General features: G+C 71.3%; 17 protein-coding genes. 10 read left to right on the forward strand and 7 right to left on the reverse strand.

All coding sequences use genetic code 11. The annotated features are described in order from the left end of the window. The first annotated feature begins 583 nt into the window (after positions 1-583). Together ACZ6R9_RS30050 and ACZ6R9_RS30055 are read left to right on the forward strand one after the other, a co-directional pair. Positions 584-3,304, forward strand: a complete 2,721-nt coding sequence (locus tag ACZ6R9_RS30050; protein WP_465541829.1) for an alpha/beta fold hydrolase — start codon at positions 584-586, stop codon at positions 3,302-3,304. Next, entirely contained in the window at positions 3,301-4,173 is an 873-nt protein-coding gene (locus ACZ6R9_RS30055; RefSeq protein WP_465541640.1) for an ABC transporter permease, read from the forward strand. The genes ACZ6R9_RS30050 and ACZ6R9_RS30055 overlap by 4 nt, the downstream gene beginning before the upstream one ends. A 7-nt stretch (positions 4,174-4,180) precedes the next feature. Here ACZ6R9_RS30055 and ACZ6R9_RS30060 read toward each other — a convergent pair whose 3' ends face one another. The 3 genes from ACZ6R9_RS30060 to ACZ6R9_RS30070 all read right to left on the reverse strand — a co-directional run bounded on the left by ACZ6R9_RS30060 (position 4,181) and on the right by ACZ6R9_RS30070 (position 6,988). Further along, on the reverse strand, positions 4,181-4,576 hold the full coding sequence (locus ACZ6R9_RS30060; RefSeq protein ID WP_465541642.1) for a DUF6924 domain-containing protein: 396 nt from the start codon (positions 4,574-4,576) through the stop codon (positions 4,181-4,183). Beyond that, a complete protein-coding gene (locus ACZ6R9_RS30065; protein WP_380486443.1) occupies positions 4,573-5,127 on the reverse strand; it encodes a hypothetical protein in 555 nt (184 codons plus the stop codon). The genes ACZ6R9_RS30060 and ACZ6R9_RS30065 overlap by 4 nt, the downstream gene beginning before the upstream one ends. Positions 5,128-5,194: 67 nt before the next feature. After that, entirely contained in the window at positions 5,195-6,988 is a 1,794-nt protein-coding gene (locus ACZ6R9_RS30070) for a serine/threonine-protein kinase (RefSeq protein ID WP_465541645.1), read from the reverse strand. 201 nt (positions 6,989-7,189) lie between these two features. On the opposite strand from ACZ6R9_RS30070, the gene ACZ6R9_RS30075 reads away from it, so the two are divergent. Beyond that, positions 7,190-8,071 (forward strand): MBL fold metallo-hydrolase, encoded by an 882-nt coding sequence (locus tag ACZ6R9_RS30075; protein ID WP_465541647.1) that lies wholly within the window; start codon positions 7,190-7,192, stop codon positions 8,069-8,071. Positions 8,072-8,083: 12 nt separating this feature from the next. Here ACZ6R9_RS30075 and ACZ6R9_RS30080 read toward each other — a convergent pair whose 3' ends face one another. Further along, positions 8,084-9,046, reverse strand: coding sequence for a serine protein kinase RIO (locus ACZ6R9_RS30080; RefSeq protein ID WP_465541649.1), 963 nt, complete (start codon positions 9,044-9,046; stop codon positions 8,084-8,086). A 337-nt stretch (positions 9,047-9,383) separates the two neighbouring features. On the opposite strand from ACZ6R9_RS30080, the gene ACZ6R9_RS30085 reads away from it, so the two are divergent. Together ACZ6R9_RS30085 and ACZ6R9_RS30090 are read left to right on the forward strand one after the other, a co-directional pair. Further along, positions 9,384-9,746, forward strand: a complete 363-nt coding sequence (locus tag ACZ6R9_RS30085) for a PadR family transcriptional regulator (protein WP_465541651.1) — start codon at positions 9,384-9,386, stop codon at positions 9,744-9,746. After that, on the forward strand, positions 9,743-10,693 hold the full coding sequence (locus tag ACZ6R9_RS30090; RefSeq protein ID WP_465541653.1) for a hypothetical protein: 951 nt from the start codon (positions 9,743-9,745) through the stop codon (positions 10,691-10,693). Before ACZ6R9_RS30085 ends, ACZ6R9_RS30090 begins: the two co-directional genes overlap by 4 nt. Here ACZ6R9_RS30090 and ACZ6R9_RS30095 read toward each other — a convergent pair. Beyond that, positions 10,623-10,991, reverse strand: a complete 369-nt coding sequence (locus ACZ6R9_RS30095; protein ID WP_465541655.1) for a DUF397 domain-containing protein — start codon at positions 10,989-10,991, stop codon at positions 10,623-10,625. The genes ACZ6R9_RS30090 and ACZ6R9_RS30095 overlap by 71 nt on opposite strands. A gap of 481 nt (positions 10,992-11,472) precedes the next feature. On the opposite strand from ACZ6R9_RS30095, the gene ACZ6R9_RS30100 reads away from it, so the two are divergent. From ACZ6R9_RS30100 to ACZ6R9_RS30115, 4 genes are all read left to right on the forward strand, one after another. Beyond that, entirely contained in the window at positions 11,473-11,892 is a 420-nt protein-coding gene (locus ACZ6R9_RS30100) for a helix-turn-helix domain-containing protein (RefSeq protein WP_465541657.1), read from the forward strand. Positions 11,893-11,924: 32 nt separating this feature from the next. Beyond that, complete coding sequence (locus ACZ6R9_RS30105) at positions 11,925-12,251, forward strand: DUF4180 domain-containing protein (RefSeq protein WP_465541831.1); 327 nt, start codon at positions 11,925-11,927, stop codon at positions 12,249-12,251. 245 nt (positions 12,252-12,496) lie between these two features. Continuing rightward, positions 12,497-14,689 carry a M9 family metallopeptidase gene (locus ACZ6R9_RS30110; protein WP_465541833.1) on the forward strand — a complete coding sequence of 731 codons (2,193 nt, stop codon included), beginning with the start codon at positions 12,497-12,499 and terminating at the stop codon, positions 14,687-14,689. Next, positions 14,686-15,384, forward strand: coding sequence for a dienelactone hydrolase family protein (locus ACZ6R9_RS30115; protein WP_465541835.1), 699 nt, complete (start codon positions 14,686-14,688; stop codon positions 15,382-15,384). Before ACZ6R9_RS30110 ends, ACZ6R9_RS30115 begins: the two co-directional genes overlap by 4 nt. A 146-nt stretch (positions 15,385-15,530) precedes the next feature. Here the strand turns inward: ACZ6R9_RS30115 and ACZ6R9_RS30120 are convergent, their stop codons facing one another. After that, positions 15,531-16,244, reverse strand: a complete 714-nt coding sequence (locus ACZ6R9_RS30120) for a hypothetical protein (RefSeq protein ID WP_465541659.1) — start codon at positions 16,242-16,244, stop codon at positions 15,531-15,533. A 163-nt stretch (positions 16,245-16,407) separates the two neighbouring features. Here ACZ6R9_RS30120 and dnaE point away from each other — a divergent pair, with 163 nt between their 5' ends. After that, positions 16,408-19,941 (forward strand): DNA polymerase III subunit alpha, encoded by a 3,534-nt coding sequence (gene dnaE / locus ACZ6R9_RS30125; RefSeq protein ID WP_380486457.1) that lies wholly within the window; start codon positions 16,408-16,410, stop codon positions 19,939-19,941. 66 nt (positions 19,942-20,007) lie between these two features. Here the strand turns inward: dnaE and ACZ6R9_RS30130 are convergent, their stop codons facing one another. Continuing rightward, positions 20,008-20,670 carry an RDD family protein gene (locus tag ACZ6R9_RS30130; protein ID WP_465541660.1) on the reverse strand — a complete coding sequence of 221 codons (663 nt, stop codon included), beginning with the start codon at positions 20,668-20,670 and terminating at the stop codon, positions 20,008-20,010. Positions 20,671-20,719: the final 49 nt, after the last annotated feature.

Here is a 20,719-nt window from a genome sequence, read left to right on the forward strand (position 1 = left end):
GGGGGGGGGGGGGGGGGGGGGGTGGGGGGGGGGGGGGGGGGGGGGGGGGGGGGGGTGGGGGTCTTTTGCCCGCCCACCCACCCGTGGCCCACCTGCAGGGAATGTGAGGAGGGGGGGGCGGGGGCCGAAGGGGAGGGAGGGCTGTGAGGAGGGCTGGGGGAAGGGGAGACGGGGAGGCAGGTGGGGGGAGGGGGCGGCGGGGGAGGCGAGGGGTCAGGTGGGGGAGGGGACGGCGGGGGCCGCGAGGAGGCAGGTGGGGGGAAGGGGACGGCGGGGGCAGACGGGGGGAGGGGAGACGAGGAGGCAGGTAAGGGGAGGGGACGGCAGGGGCCGCGAGGAGGCAGGTGGGGGGACGGGGCGGCGGGGGAGGCGAGGGGGCAGGCGGGGGAAGGGGAGGGTGGGGCCGCGAGGAGGGGAGGAGGAGGGAGGGGGCGAGGGGGAGGTGAGGAGGCAGGTGGGGGAAGGGGAGGGCAGGTGCGAGGAGGGCAGGTGGGGGGAGGGGCGGCGGGGGAGGCGAGGTGGGGGTGTGTGGGGGTGTGGGTTGACGTGGGGCCTACTGGGGGCGTGGTTAGGATCTGCGGTTATGGGGTTCGCTGAGGCGTGGCGTGGGTGGGTGGTGCGTCGGCGGGTGGTGGTGGCCGGGGGCGCGGTGGTGGGGTTGTTGGTGGGGGGTGGGGCGGTGGTCGCGGCGGTGGGGGAGCCGGGTGCGGTGCATCGGGAGGATCGGTTTTTGGAGGGGGCGGACGGGGTTCGGATTGATACCTCGTTCTTTTCGGCGGGTGGGGCGGGGCGGCGGCCGGCCGTTCTGTTGGCGCATGGGTTCGGGGGGTCGAAGGAGGGGGAGCGGCAGCGGGCCGAGGAGTTGGCTCGGGCCGGGTATGCGGTGCTGACGTGGTCGGCGCGCGGGTTTGGGCAGTCGTCCGGGCAGATCGGGCTGAATGAGCCGGAGCGTGAGGTCGCGGATGTGTCGCGGCTGGTGGACTGGTTGGCGCAGCGGCCCGAGGTGCAGTTGGACGGGGAGGGCGATCCGCGGGTCGGGGTGACGGGGGCGTCGTACGGTGGGGCGGTGTCGCTGTTGGCGGCCGGGTACGACAAGCGGATTGATGCGATTGCGCCGCAGATCACCTGGTGGAATCTGGCGGATGCGTTGTTTCCGCAGGCGGCGCAGGGGAGTTCGGCCGCCGACGGGGTGTTCAAGAAGTTGTGGGCGGGGATCTTCTTCACCACGGGTTCGGCGTCCGGGCTGGGTGAGGGCGGGCCGAAGCAGCAGGTGCAGGGGCCGGTGGGGTGTGGGCGGTTCCGGGACGAGCTGTGTGCGATGTACAACCGGGTGGCGGCGGCCGGGCGGCCGGATGCGGACGCGGTGCGGGTGTTGGAGCGGTCGAGCCCGTCGTCGGTGGCAGAGCGGATCAAGGTGCCGACGCTGGTGATCCAGGGCCAGCAGGACTCGTTGTTCCCGCTGGACCAGGGGGACCGGATCGCGAAGGCGGTGGCCGCGAACGGTGCGCCGGTGGCGGTGGACTGGTTCGGTGCGGGCCATGACGGCGGGCAGGAGAGCAGTACCCGCTCGGACGCCCGGGTGACGGCCTGGTTCGATCATTATCTGAAGGGTGCCGGCGGTTCCACCGGGCCCGCGTTCCGGGTGACGCGTACCGGTGGCGTCGATTCGACGGGTTTCCAGGCGGTGCTGCGCGGCGCGGATGCCGATGTCTACCCCGGGTTGGGTGGGACGGCGCAGCGCAGTGTGGAGTTGACGGGCCGTGAGCAGCGGGTGGCGAACCCGCCCGGTGGTGCGCCGCCGAATATTTCGACGCTGCCGGGGATCGGGGCGCTGTCCCAGTTGTCCTCGGTGGGGGCAGGCCTGTCGATCGACTTCCCCGGCCAGTTCGCGTCGTTCGATTCCGCGCCGCTGGGCAGTGCGCTGCACCTGACGGGTGCGCCGACGGTGGCGGTGCGGGTGGCGGCGGATGTGCCGGAGGCGGTGCTGTTCGCGAAGGTGTACGACGTCGCGCCGGACGGGAAGCAGGTGCTGCCGCAGCAGTTGGCCGCGCCGTTGCGGGTGACCGGGGCGGACGCGGCGGGCGGGCGGACGGTGCAGGTGGCGCTGCCGGCCGTGGACCACGAGTTCCCGGCCGGGCATCGGCTGCGGCTGGTGCTGGCGTCCACCGACCTGGCGTACGCCTCACCGGCGCAGGCCGCGACGTACACGCTGTCCGTGGCCGGGCCGCTGAGTGTGCCGACGGTGGAGCAGTTGCGCACCGAGGCCGCGCCGGTGCCGAACCGGACCTGGGTGCTGCCACTGGTGGCGCTGGCGATCGGTGCGCTGCTGGTGTTCGCGCGGCGGCGGCGGGTGGCGACTCCTGCGCCGGATCCGGAGCTGGCCGGGGTGCCGTTGCAGATCACCGGGCTGTCGAAGAAGTACAAGGGGTCGGTGGACCGTTACGCGGTACGGGAGTTGTCGTTCCGGGTGGAGGCCGGGCAGGTGCTCGGTCTGCTCGGTCCCAACGGCGCGGGCAAGACCACCACGCTGCGGATGCTGATGGGTCTGATCCGCCCCGACGAGGGCGAGATCCGGGTGTTCGGGCACGCGATCCGGCCGGGTGCGCCGGTGCTGTCCCGGGTCGGGGCGTTCGTCGAGGGCGCGGGCTTCCTGCCGCACCTGAGCGGGCGGGCCAACCTGGAGTCGTACTGGGCGGCCACCGGGCGGCCGGTCGAGGACGCGCACTTCGCGGAGGCGTTGGAGATCGCCGGTCTCGGCGAGGCGCTGGAGCGTGCGGTGCGGACGTACTCGCAGGGCATGCGACAGCGGCTGGCGATCGCGCAGGCCATGCTGGGCCTGCCCGATCTGCTGATCCTGGACGAGCCGACCAACGGGCTCGACCCGCCGCAGATCCGTGAGATGCGGGAGGTGATGGTCCGTTATGCCGCCGCCGGGCGGACCGTCATCGTCTCCAGCCACCTGCTCGCCGAGGTCGAGCAGTCCTGCACCCACCTGGTGGTGATGGAGCGCGGCCGGCTGGTGGTGGCCGGGCCGACTGTGGAGATCACCGGTGCGGGTGAGCAGTTGCTGGTGAGTGTCGAGGAGGGGTACGGGGAGGCGGCGGCGGTCGCGGAGAAGCTGGCCGCGTTGGGCGGGGTGGAGTCGGTGCAGGCGGTGGACGGCGGGTTGTTGGTTCGGCTGGACGGGCTGCCGGTGAGTCGGTTGACCGCCGAACTGGTGCGTCTGGGCGTACCGGTGGCGGGCATCGGCCCGCAGCGACGGCTGGAGGACGCCTTCCTGTCCCTGATCGGAGGAGCGGCATGAGCGCGGTGAGCGCGGTGAGCGCGGTGGCGGACACGGCGGCTCCCGGGTACCGGCCCGGGCGGACCTTGCCGCTGCGGGTCGAGGCGATGCGGCAGTTGCGGCGGCGTCGGACCCTGGTGGTCGGTGGGGTGCTGGCGGTGCTGCCGTTGATCGTTCTGGCGGCTTTTCAGATCGGTGGGACGCCCGGGCGGGAGAATCGCACCACGTTCATCGAGCTGGCCACCGCGTCCGGGGTGAACTTCGCGACCACGCTGCTGTTCATGGGCACCGGGTTCCTGCTGGTGATTCCGGTGGCACTGTTCTGCGGTGACACCGTTGCGTCCGAGGCGAGTTGGTCCTCGCTGCGGTACCTGCTGGCGGCCCCGGTGCCGCGGGCCCGGTTGCTGGCGCGGAAGTTCACTGTGGCGATGGGGTTCTCGGCCGCGGCGGTCGTGCTGCTGCCCGCCGTCGGGCTGGTGGTCGGTACGGCCGCGTACGGGTGGGGCGACCTGAAGCTTCCCACCGGGGCGACGCTCTCCGCGACCGAGGCGCTGCCGCGCCTGGCGCTCGCCGTGCTGTACGTCTTCCTCGCCGAGATCGTGGTCGGCGCGCTGGCGTTCTGGCTCTCCACCGCGACGGACGCTCCGCTGGGGGCGGTGGGCGGCGCGGTGTTCGCGTCGATCATCACGGGTGTGCTGGACGCCGTCACCGCGCTCGGTTCGCTGCGCGAGTGGTTCCCCGCGCACTGGCAGTACGCGTGGGCGGACGCGTTGCAGCCACAGCTGGAGTGGGGCGGGATGGTGCAGGGGGTGGTGCTGTCGCTGTCGTACTCGGTGGTGCTGTTGGCGCTGGCGTTCCGTGGGTTCGCGACGAAGGACGTGGTGTCGTGAGGGTCGGTCAGAAGCCGCGGTGGACGCCGTCGGGGTCGGTGGAGCGGAGGTAGTCGGCGAAGTCCAGGTTGGCGATGGAGAGGTTGTTCTCGACGCTCCACAGTCTGGTGGCCACCACCCGGACGGTCGGGGTCGCCGGGTCGCGCAAGTGGGCGACCAGGAGGGGGAGTTCGGGGTCCGTGAGGGCTCGGCGGTCGGCGAGGACGAGCAGCGGGTGGTGGTAGCCCGACGGCAGGTGGGCCGTCAGGCCGGCGAGGTGGAGGCCGGCGAAGGCGGGGTCGTCGACCGGGACGACGACGGGGAGGAAGCCCTCCTCGGTAGGGGTGGCCAACACCTCGCACAGGCGCTGCCAGGCCGCTGGGTCGGCGAAGTCGGTGCGCACCACCAGGGCGCCGGCGGTCATCGGGCACCGTCACGGAGCAGCAGGAGGTCGAGGGACTGGGCGTGGGCGTGCGAGGCCCAGGTGGGGAGGTGTTCGGTGAGGAACCAGGCGGCGTCTTCGAGGTCGTCGTCCTCCAGGTTGGCGGTGGGGTGGTCGGGGAGGGCCTTGGGGTCAAGGGCGGCGAGGTCGGTCAGGACGGCGGGGAGGGCGGCGTGCGGGGTGAGGGTGGGGTAGGGCCAGGGCCGGTCGTCGGTGGCGCCGTCCGGCCAGGGCCAGCGTCGGGACCAGAGGCCGGTGAGGGCGGGCAGGCGCAGGGCGCGGAAGACGTCGGCGAGTTCGTCCCAGTGGCGGCCCGCGAGGACGGCCTCGCCCAGGGGGGTGCCGAGGGTGCCCGCGAGAGTCGGCAGCAGGGCGGTGTAGCGGGAGTCCGCGTCGGCGCGCAGGCGGCCGGAGAGCAGCTCGGTGAGGGCCGCGCAGCGCGGGACGCCCGGCAGCCCCGGCCCGCCCGAGCCGGGCAGGCGCAGCAGCAGCGCGGCGTCCACCGCGAAGGCGGTGACGTACTGTTCGGCCATGTCCGGCACTCTTCCCCAGGGGTGTGACAACTCCGGTGCGGTGTACGGGAGTCGGGTCGGGATCGGCTCAGGAGAAGCGGAAGAGCTGGGACTTGTCGTTGGACAAGCAGGTGGTGATGGTCAGGGTGCTGTCGGTGCCGCTGTCGGTGAGGCAGCTCTGGATGCCAAAGCCGAACTTGAGTTGGAAGCTGTTGGAACCGGCCACGACGAGGGACCAGTTGGTCATCGGGGAGGAACCGCCGCTGATCAGTTTGGCGTTGTTCGGGCTGTCCGTGTAGACGCCGCCGAGGCTGACGCCGCTGCCGCTCTTGCAGGCGGTGAAGGTGGTCTGGCCGGAGCCGTCGGTGCTCTTGATCCAGCCGTAGGAGGTGTTCTTGCCCGACACCACGGGGATGCCCGCGGTCAGCGCGTCCGAGCCGAGGCCGGCGGCCTGGCCGGTGCCGACGTTGACCAGTCGGCCCCAGCCGCTGCCGCCGCAGCCGGAGGCCGGGCCGCCGCCGGTGGTGGGGGGTTTGGAGGTGTTCGGGGCGGGCTGGGCCGGGGTGGAACCGCCGCCGTTGTTCGAGCCGCCGCCCGAGCCGCCGCCCGAGCCACCGGTGTTCGAGCCGCCGTTGTTGGTGCCTCCGGAGCCGCCCGTGCTGCCGCCGGTGTTGTTCGAGGAACCGCCGTTGGTGGAGCCGCCGTTGCCCTGGTCGGGTGCGCCGCCGGGCTGCGGGGGGTTGCCGTTCGGGTCGGTGGACGGTGGGGCGGAGGACTGGGGCTGCTGCGGTTCCGGGCTGTTCCGGGCGGGGTCGGAGGGTGATCCGATGGGGCTGGAAGTTCCTTGGTTGCCGGGTGAGTTGGCGCCGTTGGTGGACTCCGGGCGGTGCTGCCAGGGCAGCAGTTCGAGCTGCTGGGCCGTCACCCCGCCGCCGGTGACCAGTACCAGCGGCAGGAACAGGGTGACGAGCCGCCGGCGACCGGGGCGTTCTGCCCGCTTGCGGGCGGTGGCGGCGGGCGGGGGTTCGAGGGCCACGACGGCGCCCAGTCCGGCCTGGGTGGACATTGCCTGCCGGGCGGCGAGGGCCATTGCCGCGGCGTCCGGGTAACGTTCGCCGGGTTCTTTGGCGAGGGCCTTCGCGACCACCGCGCGCACCGGCGCGGGCACCGTCCCGGGCAGTTCCGGTGCCGGTTCGCGGACGTGCTTGAGCACCACCTCCAGCGGGGTCTCGCCGGTGAACGGCGGCTTCCCGGCCAGGAGTTCGTACAGGACCACGCCGACCGAGTACAGGTCGGAGGCGGCCGAGGCGTCCTTGCCCTCGGCGCGTTCCGGGGCCATGTACAGGGCGGTGCCGACTACCGCGTGGGCGGTGGTGATCCGGGTGTCGGCCAGGGTGCGGGCGATGCCGAAGTCGGTGACGGTGATCCGGCCGTCCTGGTCGATCATCAGGTTGGACGGCTTGATGTCGCGGTGCACGATGCCCTGTTGATGCGCGGCGTGCAGGGCGTCCAGCATCTGTGCGGCGATGTCGAGCGCCCGGTCCGGCGGGAAGCTGCCGCGTCCCTTGGCCTTGTCCAGCGGCCGGCCGGACAGCAGTTCCATCACGATGTACGCGATCTTCGCGGACGGGTCGGAGGCGTCCTCGCCGTAGTCATGGATGTGCACCACGCCGCGGTGGCTCATCGCCGCCAGCACGGTCGCTTCGCGGCGGAACCGGGCCGCGAAGACCTCGTCCTCCATCAGCGCCGGAAGCACGATCTTCACCGCGACCTGACGGCCCAGCACGTGGTCGTCCGCCCGCCAGACCTCGCCCATGGCGCCGCTGCCGAGCCGCTCGGTGAGGGCGTAGCGGCCCCCGAGTACCGTCCCCCGACCCCACATGTCCCGTTTCCCCCGAGCATGGTGTACGACCTGTCAACAAGAGAGTCTGGCCTGCCGGGCCACCCGATGGGAAGTCGGCCGGGCCCCCTCTTCGCGCGGCGACTCTACACGCCGCCCGGGCACGTCCGTTCGAGTGGAACGTTGGTACTGACGTACGGTCAAGTGACGGGCCGTGCAGGACAGATCCGAAGGAGCGCCACCGTGACCGGCAACTCGATCGACTTCACCACCGGGCGACCCGGGACGCGGCCGCTGGACGTCAGCTGGAACCACGGCTCGCCGTCGGCCAAGCACAACACCGACCCCGACCTGCAGGTGTACGCGTACGACGAGCACACCGTGATCCTGCGGCAGAACATGGCCGTCAACTACGAGGCGCCGTTCCTGTACCTGCTGTTCGGCAACGAGCGGGCCGTGCTGATCGACACCGGGGCCACCGCCGAAGCCGAGTACCTGCCGCTGCGGCGGACGGTGGACGAGCTGATCGACGGCTGGCTGGCGCGCAACCCCCGGGAGGACTACCGGCTGCTGGTGGTGCACACCCATGCGCACGGCGACCACGTCGCCGGGGACGGGCAGTTCGCGGACCGGCCCGGGACGGAGCTGGTGCCGGCCGGAAAGGACAGCGCCTGGCCGTGGTTCGGCTTCGACGCCGACCCGGAGGCCGTCGCCCGGATCGACCTCGGCGGGCGGGTGCTGGAGTGCCTGGCCACCCCCGGGCACCACGCCGCCTCGGTCACCTACTACGACCCGTGGAGCGGCTTCCTGCTCACCGGCGACACCGTCTACCCCGGCCGCCTCTACATCGAGGACTGGGCCGCGTTCACCCACAGCATCGATCGGATGATCGACCTGGCTGAACGGCGGCCCGTCACCCACGTGCTCGGCTGCCACATCGAGATGTCGATCCGGCCCGGCGTCGACTACCCCATCCGGTACACCCACCAGCCGTACGAGGCGCCGCTGGAACTCACCGTGGCGCACCTGTACGAGATCCGCGGGGCACTCGGCGCGACGGCCGCGCACGGCGGAGAACCGCGGCGCATCGCACTGCCGCGGTTCATCCTCTGGCCGAGTGAGTAGCCGGCCGGGCGGTCAGCGACGCAGGCGGGCGTCCTCGGCGAGGGACTGCACCAGGGCCTCCACCCGCTCGGGTGGCAGGCCCCGGGAGACGAACCAGGCGCCGACATTGCGGACGTCCCGCTCCAGGAAGGACAGGCCGCGCGGGTTCGCCACCACGTCCACGATCTGCGGGACGTCGATGATCACCAGGCGGCCCTGGTGCACCAGGATGTTGTACGCCGAGAGGTCGCCGTGCGCGTAGCCGTCGTACGCCAGCAGTGAGAGGCTGCGGCCCAGCTGCTCCCAGAGGTCGTCGATGTCGGCCTCCTCGGCGCGCAGTTGGGCCAGCCGCGGGGCGGCCGTGCCCGCCTCGTCGCCGACGAACTCCATCAGGATCTCGGTGCCGGTGATCTGCACCGGGTACGGCACGGCGACCCCCGCCGACCACAGGCGGCACAGCGCCGAGAACTCGGCCGCCGCCCACTGGCCGGCGATCGCCTCCTTGCCGAACGCGGTGCGCTTGGCCATCGCCCGGCTGACCCGGGACTCCTTGTGCTGGCGGCCCTCCAGGTAGCCCGAATCCCGGTGGAACATGCGGTGCTGGGCATCGCGGTAGCGCTTGGCCGCCATCAGGGTGCGGCGCTCGGCGCCGGGGACGGCGCGCTCCAGCAGGAAGACGTCGGCCTCCTTGCCGGTCTTCACGATTCCCAACTCGGTGTCTACGGCCGCGAGTTCGGTGATCACCCAGTCGGGGCGCGGCTGCGGGCCCTTCTCGGTCGGGGTGGACTGGTCCCAGGTGGACCAGCGGTCGCCGACGGCGGGGCCGTCAGGGGTGGTCGGGGCCTCGTGGTCCTCCTCGAAGTCGAACTCCTCGGAGGGGAAGTACAGGTACTCGGGCTCGGCGTCGTCGAAGCGGTCGGCCTTGCGGCCACGACGGGAAGCGCCCTTGGGGCGGATACGGGAGAAGGAATCGCTGTCGGCAAAGCGCTCGCGCACTGCGGTGGCTCCTGAGGAGTGGCCCACCGGGGCGCGGTATGACGCGCAGTCAGCCGGTGGGGAGAAGACGGGGGGAAGAGGCGTATGGCGCGCAGGCGAAAGCGCGCCGCGTCACGGCGGCAACCATCCTGGCCACACCTCCTCACTCGTCTCGCCACCCGCGCATGGGTGCTTGCGGGCGGACTTGGACCACCTTAGCCAGCGGGCCGGTGGATGCAAACGGTTTTTTCGCGGAGTGGGGAGGGTGAGGTTCGGGGCGGTGGCGGGCGGGGGTGGCCTTGGTGGCTGTGACAGCTAAATGATCGACATATCTCAATGGTTGACCTATCGTCTTCGCATGACCGATCGTCAACTGCCCGAGCCCACACGGCTCGTGCTCACCGCGCTCGCCGACGCGCCCCGGCACGGATACGCGATCCTCCAGGAAGTCCTGGCGATCACCGACGGGCGGACCAGGATGCTCACCGGCACCCTCTACACGGCGCTGGACCGGCTGCTGCAGCAAGGGCTCATCCAGGTCGAGGCCGAGGAGGTCGTGAACGGGCGGCTGCGGCGCAGCTTCGCCCTGACCGACCAGGGCCGGCACACCCTGACCGAGGAGACACGGCGGCTGCGCGCCGGGGCCGACGAGGCCGAACGTCGGCTTGCCCTCGGCGGATTGCGGCTGAGCGGGTTGCGGCTGAGCGGGGGGACGGCATGACCCGTCCGTTCATCGGGTTGCTGCGCCGTCTGTACCCCACCGGATACCGGGCCGTGCACGGCGAGGAGATCGTCGCCGTCTTCGCCGAATCCGTTCGGCATGCCGACCGCCGTACCGCCGTGCGCGAGTGGGCCGTCCTGGCCGCGCACGCGCTGCGGCTGCGCGCCCGGCTCAGCTCCCGCGACCCGGCGGGCCGGGTGCTCGCCGGTGCCGCGCCGTTCCTGGTGGCCGGTGGGGCCGCACTGGGCGCGGTCCAGCTGCTGACCATGCTGCTCACGCGCGGCACGTACGACATGCCGGCGGCGCTGGACGTCGCTCACGCCGCACCCTGGGTCCTCGCCCTGCTGTGTGCCCTGCTCGGGCGTTGGGCCCCGGCCCGGGTCCTCGTCCTGCTCGCCGTCGCCGCCGCGCAGCTCGGTGCGGACGCGGAGTCCATCGGGGCCACCAGCCTGCTCGGAGTCTGGGCCTTCGTGGGCGCGTTGGTGCTCCTCGCCCCGCCCGACGCGGTCGAGCTCTCCCGGCGCGACCGCACCCGGCTCGTGGCCGCCGCGACGGCCGTCGCCCTGCCGATGATCGGTATCGCCGCCCTGTGGCTCGGCGTTTGGGCCGAGGACTACGCCGCTGTCCTGTTCCCGCCGATCGCGCAGACCCCGATCGACACGTCCCTCGCCTGGCCGGCGGTCGTCATGGCCGTCGCGTACCTGCTGCACCTCGCCGACCCCGGCACCGACCGACTGCGGGCCGTCGGCGTGGCGCTGGCCGCCCTGCCCTGGGCCGCGATGGTGGCCCCGCCGCTCTACCGCAACGCGCCCGCCGAGCCGCGCGACCTGCTGCGCGACGCTGTCGTCGTTCTCGGGTTCCTGGCCGCGGCCACAATCATCGGCCTGCGGCGCCGCAACCGCCTTGCCGGCGCGGGCCGAGGGGGAGCGGCCGGCCCGCGGCTCTGAACGGCAGTCGAGAGGCCCCGTCGATCCCTGGGCAGCAGGGGCGGCGGGGCCTCGCGTGCGTCGTGGGCGGGCACGCGTTGCGGAAGCGGCCTGCCGTCACGGCGTCGATGAAGGCGGCGAAGCTCGCCGGGCCGAACGGCAGGTGGGAGCCCTCGGGGTGCTTTGGGTCGCGGACGGGCACGATGCCTTCGGTGGCGGCCAGGTGCCGTGCAGCCGGGCGGGTGAGTGCCGATGACGTGGTGACGACGGCCGCCGCGATGCGGGACGGGCCCGCTGCCCGTGGGGTGCGCCGAGTCAAGGGCGGCCGAGTTGCCTGCGGCGATGGAGGGGCAACTGGCGTGGCATGCAGCGGGACTCCGAACGGTGAACACGGGGCGGCGAATCCGGGGAGCCGTTTCGGGTGGCGGTGCGGCAGGAGTGGGCCGAAGAGGCCGGCGGGTGGCCGGAGTTCGGGGTCGTGTCGGCTCTTGTCGCCCGTGACGCCGGACGGGGCCGCCGCTGTGGCGGCACGGTGTGCCCTTCGAGCAGGCCCGGCCCCGGGTGAGGTGCGGGTTGGGGGCGGTGGCAGGGCGTCCGGGCCGGCGCGTTTGTGCAGGCGGCGGCGGAGGCGCAGCGCGTGGTTGGTGCGTTCCCGGGGGCGCGATCGGCCCGGGCGATTTGAGTGTGCCCGAGGCCGGCGGGGGCAAGTGGCGGGCCCGGTGAGGTGGGGCGATAGAGAGATAGTGCCGTATCCTTCCCTACTGCTTGGGTGATAGGGAATGATGGGGAAGGATGCGGCAGTGCAGGAGTTCTACTCCGTCGAGGATGTGGCCGAGCTGCTGGGGCTGCATGTGAAGACCGTCCGGGGTTATGTGCGGGACGGGAAGTTGAAGGCGGTGCGGATCGGGAAGCAGTACCGGATCGCGCGGGCGGAGGTGGAGGCGTTCACGGGGGGTGCCGAGGCGGCGGGGCCGCCCTCGCGGGTGGAGGTTTCGGCGGTGGTGCAGGTGGAGGGGGTGGGGTGGGGGGAGGCGGATCGGTTGGTGACGGCGGTGCTTGCGGCGGCGTCGGCCTGGTCGTCGGGGGAGGAACGGCCGTTGTGGGTGCAGGCGGTGCGGGACGAGGCGCGGAGCGGGTTGCGGTTCGTGGTGCTGGGGCCGCCGCGGCGGGTGGGGGATGTGCTCGGGTTGATCGAGGAGTTGACGGGAGAAGTGCGGTGACGGTGGTTCAGGAGCTGGGCGGGGTCCAGGTGATGGTGTGCGCGGCGGAGGGGGAGGCGGTCGCGGGGGAGCAGGACGCGGTGGACCTGCTGGGGAACGCGTACTACCAGGGGGCGTCCTGGGTGGCGGTGCCGGTGGAGCGGTTCGGGGAGGAGTTCTTCCGGCTGCGCAGTGGGGTCGCGGGCGGGGTGGTGCAGAAGTTCGCCCAGTACCGGATGGGTCTCGCGGTGGTGGGGGATGTCGCGCCGCATGTGGCGCGGTCGGACGCGCTGCGGGATTTCGTGCGGGAGAGCAATCGCGGGTTGCAGCTGTGGTTCGTCGCGGACTTGGCGGAGCTGGCGGGCCGGTTGGCCGGCTAGGCGTCAACTCCGGGGTTATGCGGGCCAGTTGATCCGGGACTGAGGGGTTCCCGCGTGAGGTGACATGTGCAATTGTACATGTCACCCCCTGCTGTTGAGCCGGTCTCGACGGCGTTTTCCCCCCATCCGCCGCGCCCCAACACGCGGCGTCATATCGGCCCGGAGGCCCCCACGTGCGAACCTTCCGGATACCGTTCGCGTCCCCCGCGCGAACGTGGAGTCTGCTGCTGTCCTTCTGCCTGACCCTGGGCTTCCTTGCCGCCTTCGTGCCGGGCGCCAGGGCGGCCACCCCCACCGCTCCCACCGGTGAGCGGCCCGCGAAGGCGTCGAAGTCGGCGCCGCGCAGCACCGAGGCGGCCGAGCGCCGCAAGGACTCCGACCGTGACGTGCGGTCGGACGCCAGCAAGCGGCCGCCGCTCGCCGTCAACGGCGAGCCGGAGCAGGCCAAGTCGCTCGCGGCGGCGGCCAGTTGCAACGTCTCCGACTTCACCGGGAAGACCGGCGGCGCGCTGGTCGCCCAGATCAAGTCCGCCACCGTGGACTGCGTCAACTCGCTGTTCCTGCTCAAGGGCAACGACGCGAAGCTGGCGTTCAACGAGGCGCAGATGGTGAGCGCGGCCAACGCGCTGCGCGAGGTCTCCGCCAACTACCCGGGTGACGACTCCACTTCGGCCACCCAGATCGTGCTGTACCTGCGGGCCGGGTACTACGTGCAGTGGTACAACCCGGACGTGGTCGGCCCGTACGGCGCCAACCTGAAGTCCGCGATCGAGGGCGGCCTGGACGCCTTCTTCGCCGCCCCGCACTCGCAGGACGTGACCGACGCCAACGGCACCACGCTGCGCGAGGCCGTCACCCTGATCGACAGCGCGGCCGAGAACGCCCGCTACCTGTCGGTGGTGAAGCGGCTGCTGAACGGCTACAACAGCAGCTACGACTCGTCCTGGTACATGGTCGACGCCGTCAACAACGTGTACACGGTGCTCTGGCGCGGCCACCAGAACAGCGACTTCCTGCCCGCCGTCCAGGCCGACCCGAGCGTGCTGGACACCCTCCAGTCGTTCGCCACCCGCAACAACGCCCTGCTCGGCGGGACCAACGACTTCCTGGTCTCCAACGCGGGCCGCGAACTCGGCCGGTTCCTCCAGTACCCGGCGATGCAGGCGAAGGTCCGGCCGCTGGTGAAGAGCCTGCTGGACCAGAGCGCGATCACCGGGCGGACCGCCTCGCTGTGGGTGGGCCTGGCCGAGATGACCGACAGCTACGACAAGGCGAACTGCGCCTACTACGGCACCTGTGACCTGCCGAACCGGGTGAAGGCGGCCGTGCTGACGGTCAACTACACGTGCAGCCCCAGCATCCGGATCGTCGCCCAGGCGCTGACGGCCGACCAGCTGAACACCGCCTGCACCAGCCTGAAGGGCCAGGACGCGTACTTCCACGGCGTGGTCCGGGACAACGGCGCGGTGGCAAACGACAACAACTCCACCATCGAGGTGGTGGTGTTCCACTCCAGCAGCGACTACCGGATGTACGCCGGCATCATCTTCGACATCTCCACCGACAACGGCGGCATGTACCTGGAGGGCGACCCGGCCGTGGCCGGCAACCAGCCGCGCTTCATCGCCCACGAGGCCGAGTGGGTCCGCCCCGCCTTCCAGATCTGGAACCTCAACCACGAGTACACCCACTACCTCGACGGCCGGTTCGACATGTACGGCGACTACAAGGCCGGCCAGACCACGCCGACCGTGTGGTGGGTCGAGGGCCTCGCCGAGTACATCTCCTACGCCTACCGGGGCGTCGAGTACACCGGCGCGATCACCCAGGCCGGGCAGCACACCTACGCGCTGTCCACCCTGTTCGACACCACCTACGACAACGCCGACCAGACCAGGGTCTACAACTGGGGCTACCTGGCGGTCCGTTACATGCTCCAGTCGCACCGCAGCGACATGGACGCGGTGCTCGCCAAGTACCGCGCCGGCGACTGGAACGGCGCCCGGACGATCCTGAAGTCCACCATCGGCACCCGGTACGACGCCGACTTCAACAGCTGGCTGACGGCCTGCAACGCCGGGAACTGCGGCCCCACCGTGCCGACCACCCCCGAGTGCACCGGCTCCGACACCCGGCAGCTCGACAAGAACTGCCGCCGCTCGAACGTCGCCGCCACCGTCAACAACTACGCGTACTTCTACCTGTGGGTGCCGGCCGGCACCACCAGCCTGACCGTCACCGTCTCCGGCGGCACCGGCAACGCCGACCTGTACTACAACGGCAGCAACTGGGCCACCACCGGCTCGTACAACGCCAAGTCCACCGGCAGCGGCAACAGCGAGACGCTGACCATCGCCAACCCGCCCGCCGGGTACAACTACGTCAGCCTGTACGCCCAGCAGGGCTTCAGCGGGGCGTCCGTCAGCACCTCGTACTGACCCGCCCGCCCGAGCGGCCCGGCCCACCCACTGGTGGGCCGGGCCCCGGTGCGTTCCCGGATGGGAGATCATGGAGGGTCCAGCACCCCGCACCGAGGAGCCCACCCGTGGCCGAGATCGTCCTGTTCCACTCCGCGTACGGCCTGCGCCCCGCCGTGCACCGGGCCGCCGACCGGCTGCGCGAGGCCGGGCACACCGTGCACACCCCCGACCTGTACCAGGGCCGCACCTTCGACGAGGTGGAGGAGGCCATGGCGTACCGCGACGAGGTCGGCAACGACGAGCTGCTGCGCCGCGCCGTGACCGCCGTCGCCCCGCTGCTGCCCGCGAAGCACGGCCTGGTGTACGCCGGCTTCTCGCTCGGCGGGTCGCTGGCGCAGAACCTGGCCCTGGCCGACGAGCAGGCCCGCGGGCTGCTGCTCCTGCACGGCACCTCCGACCTGCGGGAGGACGCCGCCACCGGCATCGCCGTGCAGCTGCACGTGGCCGAGCCGGACGCGTACGAGTCCGAGGACTGGCTGAACACCTGGTACCTGCAGATGACCCGGGCCGGCGCCGACGTCGAGGTGCACCGCTACCGGGGCGCCGGGCACCTGTACACCGACGCCGACCTGCCGGACTACGACGCCGAGGCGGACGAGCGGACCTGGGCGGCCGCGCTGGCGTTCCTGGCGGAGCTGGACGAGCAGGAGTAGGAGCGGGGCGTCAGGACGCGAACGCCACCGTCCGGCAGCGCCCGCGGGCAGTCCAGCAGATCAGGTGCGGACCCGGCCGCCGGAGAGCCCCGCCGCCCACGCAGCTCGGGCCGACGGCGGGCACTCCGACAACGCGCCCGGACCGCTCAGGCGGGCGGCTGCGCGGGCGGAGCGGGCGGCTGGGTCGGCGGCTGGGCGGGCGGCGGCGGGGGAAAGGCGTACGCGGCGCCGGGGGCGCCCGGGGGCGGCTGCGGGGGCCGGTACCCCGTGGGAGCGGCGGGCGGCGGGGGAGCACCCCAGGTGCCCGGGGCCGGGTCGGTGGCAGCGGGCGCCGGGACGGGCGGGGCCGGGTACGGCGGGGTCGGGTAAGGGGGCAGGGCCGGAGCCGACTGCTCACGGCCGGCGGCCGCGATCAGCACGACGGCCAGGGCGAGCAGGACGTCCGCCACATAGGTGGCGGTGAGCAGCATCGGGACGGCGTCCTGGTGCAGGACGCCCTCGCCGTTGTTGACGAACGCCGCGATCAGCGTGGTCGCCGAGCCGTAGGCGTTGACCGCGAGGACGGCGACCGCGCCCGCCCGGGCCCACGGGCGGCGGTTGAACGCGCCGAAGGCCAGCACCAGTGAGGTGAGCACCAGCGCCGTGTCGTAGCCGGTGAAGGCGGCCGGGGCGGGCACGTAGTAGCGGGGGTCGACCGGCACCCCGAGGGCGATCGGCAGATAGTTCAGGCCGCTGTGACTGAGGTCGTAGCCGAGGATCGCGAGCTCCACGGCGATCTGCACCAGCAGCAGGACGCCGACTCCGGGCAGTCCCCGGCCCCCCGGCCGGGGTGTCGGCAGCGGTGGTTGGACGAAGGCCATGGCGGGTCCCCTCCCGTAACCGTGTGGTGGTCGGAGGTTAGCGCTTCCACGTCCGGAGGGGGACTAGACTCGGGGACGCGATCCCGGAAGCCGTGGTCCGAGCCCAGGTGGTGGCTCGGGCCTTACGTGTTTCAGCCCCCCTCAGGACCCCGGAGGCCCCGCCTTGAGCGACCAGCCGTACGCGCACCTGCACGTCCACACCGAGTACTCGATGCTGGACGGCGCCGCCCGGCTGAAGCAGCTCTTCAAGGAGGTCGAGCGGCTGGGCCAGACCCACGTCGCGATGACCGACCACGGAAACATGTACGGCGCCGCCGAGTTCCACAAGCAGGCCACCGCCGCCGGCATCACCCCGGTGATCGGCATCGAGGCGTACGTCGCGCCGGAGTCCCGCTCCAACACCAAGCGCATCCTGTGGGGCCAGCCGCACCAGAAGAAGGACGACGTCTCGGCGTCCGGTGCCTACACCCACAAGACCATCTGGGCCCGCAACAAGGAGGGCCTGCACAACCTCTTCAAGCTGACCTCCCGCTCCTACGCGGAGGGCTGGCTGGTCAAGTGGCCCCGGATGGACCAGGAGATCATCGCCGAGCACGCGGCCGGCCTGATGGCCACCACCGGCTGCCCGTCCGGCGTGGTGCAGACCCGGCTGCGGCTCGGCCAGTTCGACGAGGCGCTCAAGTCGGCCGCCGAGTACCAGGAAATCTTCGGCAAGGAGAACTACTTCCTGGAGCTGATGGACCACGGCCTCGACATCGAGAAGCGGGTCCGCGACGGCCTCCTGGAGATCTCCAGGAAGCTGAACATCCCGCCGGTGGTCACCAACGACTCGCACTACACCACCGAGGCCGACGCGGGCGCCCACGACCTGCTGCTGTGCGTGCAGACCGGCAAGAACCTCTCCGACCCGGACCGCTTCCGCTTCGACGGCACCGGCTACTACATCAAGTCCGCCGCCGAGATGTACGCCCTCGACTCCTCCGACATCTGGCAGGAGGGCTGCCGCAACAGCCAGCTGCTGGTGGCCTCCCGGGTCGACACCGAGGGCATGTTCAAGTTCAAGAACCTGATGCCGCGGTTCCCGATCCCGGAGGGCTTCGAGTCCGAGGCGGACTTCTTCAAGTCCAAGGTCTGGGAGGGCATGGACTGGCGCTTCCCGGGCGGCTACGACGAGGAGCACAAGAAGCTCGCCGAGTACGAGATGGACACCATCATCCAGATGGGGTTCCCGGCGTACTTCCTCGTGGTCGCCGACTTCATCATGTGGGCCAAGAGCCAGGGCATCGCGGTGGGTCCGGGCCGTGGTTCGGCGGCGGGTTCGCTGGTCGCCTACGCGATGGGCATCACCGACCTCGACCCGATCCCGCACGGCCTGATCTTCGAGCGCTTCCTCAACCCCGAGCGCATCTCCATGCCCGACGTGGACATCGACTTCGACGAGCGCCGGCGTGGCGACGTGATCCGCTACGTGACGGAGAAGTGGGGCTCCGACAAGGTCGCCATGATCGTCACGTACGGCACCATCAAGGCGAAGGCCGCCATCAAGGACTCCTCGCGCGTCCTCGGCTACCCGTACGCGATGGGCGACCGGATCACCAAGGCGATGCCGCCGGACGTCATGGGCAAGGGCATCCCGCTCTCCGGCATCACCGACAGCTCGCACCCCCGCTACGGCGAGGCCGGCGAGATCCGCGGCCTGTACGAGAGCGACCCGGACGTCAAGAAGGTCATCGACACCGCGCGCGGCATCGAGGGCCTGATCCGCCAGCCCGGCGTGCACGCCGCCGGCGTCATCATGTCCGCCGAGCCGCTGACCGACCACATCCCGGTCTGGACCCGGCACACCGACGGCGTCACCATCACGCAGTTCGACTACCCCACCTGCGAGGGCCTCGGCCTTCTCAAGATGGACTTCCTCGGCCTGCGCAACCTGACGATCATGGACGACGCCGTCAAGGCGATCGAGAAGAACAAGGGCATCAAGATCGAGCTGCTCGACCTGCCGCTCGACGACAAGCCCACCTACGAACTGCTCGCCCGCGGCGACACCCTCGGCGTCTTCCAGCTCGACGGCGGCCCGATGCGCTCGCTGCTGCGCCTGATGAAGCCCGACAACTTCGAAGACATCTCCGCCGTCCTTGCGCTGTACCGCCCGGGTCCGATGGGCGTCAACTCGCACACCAACTACGCGCTGCGCAAGAACGGCCAGCAGGAGATCACCCCGATCCACCCGGAGCTGGAGAAGCCCCTGGAGGAGATCCTCAAGCCGACCTACGGCCTGATCGTCTACCAGGAGCAGGTGCAGAAGGCCGCGCAGATCCTGGCCGGCTACTCGCTCGGCCAGGCCGACCTGCTGCGCCGCGCGATGGGCAAGAAGAAGAAGGAGATCCTGGAGGCCGAGTTCGTGCCCTTCCAGAAGGGCTGCCGCGAACACGGCTACTCGGACGCCGCGATCCAGGCCGTGTGGGACGTCCTGGTCCCGTTCTCCGGCTACGCCTTCAACAAAGCCCACACCGCCGGCTACGGACTGGTCTCCTACTGGACCGCCTACCTCAAGGCCAACTACCCGGCCGAGTACATGTCCGGCCTGCTCACCTCGGTCAAGGACGACAAGGACAAGTCCGCGGTCTACCTCAACGAGTGCCGCAAGATGGGCATCCAGGTGCTCCCGCCGGACGTCAACGAGTCCGACGCCGACTTCACCCCGCACGGCAGCGACACCGTCCGGTTCGGCCTGACCGCCATCCGCAACGTCGGCGGCCCGGTGGTGGAGTCGATGATCCGCACCCGGAAGGCCAAGGGGAAGTACACCTCCTTCCCGGACTTCCTGGACAAGGTCGAGGCGGTGGTCTGCAACAAGCGCACCGTGGAATCGCTGATCAAGGCCGGCTCCTTCGACTCGCTCGGGCACACCCGCAAGGGCCTGACCGCCCAGTTCGAGCCGATGATCGACAACGTGGTCTCGATCAAGCGCAAGGAGGCCGAGGGCCAGTTCGACCTGTTCGGCGGCGACAGCGTCTCCGACGAGCCGAGCTTCGGCCTGGACGTGGTGTTCTCCGAGGAGGAGTGGGAGAAGTCCTTCCTGCTCACCCAGGAGCGCGAGATGCTCGGCCTGTACGTCTCCTCGCACCCGCTGCACGGCATCGAGCACGTGCTCGCCGACAAGGCCGACTGCGCGGTCGCCGACCTCGCCGAACGACCCGACGGCACCATCGTCACCATCGGCGGCATCATCTCCGGCCTCCAGCGCAAGATGACCAAGCAGGGCAACGCCTGGGCGATCGCCACCGTCGAGGACCTGGCCGGCTCCATCGACTGCATGTTCTTCCCCGCCAGCTACCAGCTGGTCTCCTCCCAACTCGTCGAGGACGCCGTGGTGTTCGTCCGCGGCAAGCTCGACAAGCGGGAGGACGTGCCCAGGCTGATGGGCATGGAACTCTCCGTGCCCGACCTGTCCAACGTCGGCGCCCAGCTGCCGATCGTGATCACCGTGCCGGAGAACAAGCTCACCCCGCCGATCGTGGCCCGGCTCGGCGAGGTGCTGGGCAGCCACCGCGGCTCCACCGAGGTCCACGTCCACCTGCGCGGCCGGACCAGGACCGTGGTGCTGCGCCTCGACCGGCACCGGGTGAAGTCCGACCCGGCGCTGTTCGGCGACCTCAAGCAGCTGCTCGGGCCGAGCTGCCTGGCCAGCTGACGCGTCCCGTCACAACGGAAGGCCCCCCGCGTTCGTGCGGGGGGCCTTCCGGCGTGTGGCGGAGGATCAACCCTCCTTGACCACCACGGTCTTGGCGGCCTTGTCGTGGAAGGTCTGCTGGAACGGCTTGTCCCACAGCTGCGAGAGGCCGTTGACCAGGCCGAGCAGCCCGCCGATGAACGGGACGATGAACGGACCGCCCCAGACGCCGGCCCGGGTCCACAGCTCGTTGTCGGTCGGACGGCCGCCGTGGGCGAAGTTGACCACCCGGAGCTTCATGACCTTCTTGCCGACGGTCTGGCCGTGCTGGCTGAGCATCAACGCCGCGTCGTAGGCGGCGTAGGCCAGGGCGATCACCAAGGAGGCGAGGACGAAGGGCATGATCGAGACGACGATGTAGACCGGGATCAGCAGGATCGCCCAGTCGATCAGGCGGGCCACGAAACGGTCGGCGAACGTCGCCAGCGTCCGGACGCCCGGGGTCGGCGGCATGCCGGGCGGCGGGGTCTGGCCGAGCCAGGCCGGCCACTGGGCCTGCGGGGCGCCGTACCCCGGCTGCTGGCCGTAGCCGGGCTGGGCGCCGTACCCGGGCTGCTCGCCGTAGCCCGGCGGCGGGGGAGGCGGCGGCGGGGTGCCGTAGCCGCCGGTCGCCGGAGGCGGCTGCTGGCCGTACGGGTTCTGGCCGTACGGGTCCTGCGGCCCGTAGCCAGGAGGAGTGTTGCTGCTCATGCGTCCGACTCCAGGTCAACTGTTGGGAGTTGCTGGAGCCGTTGTACCC

The sequence above is a fragment of the Kitasatospora sp. NPDC048662 genome (assembly GCF_055587065.1).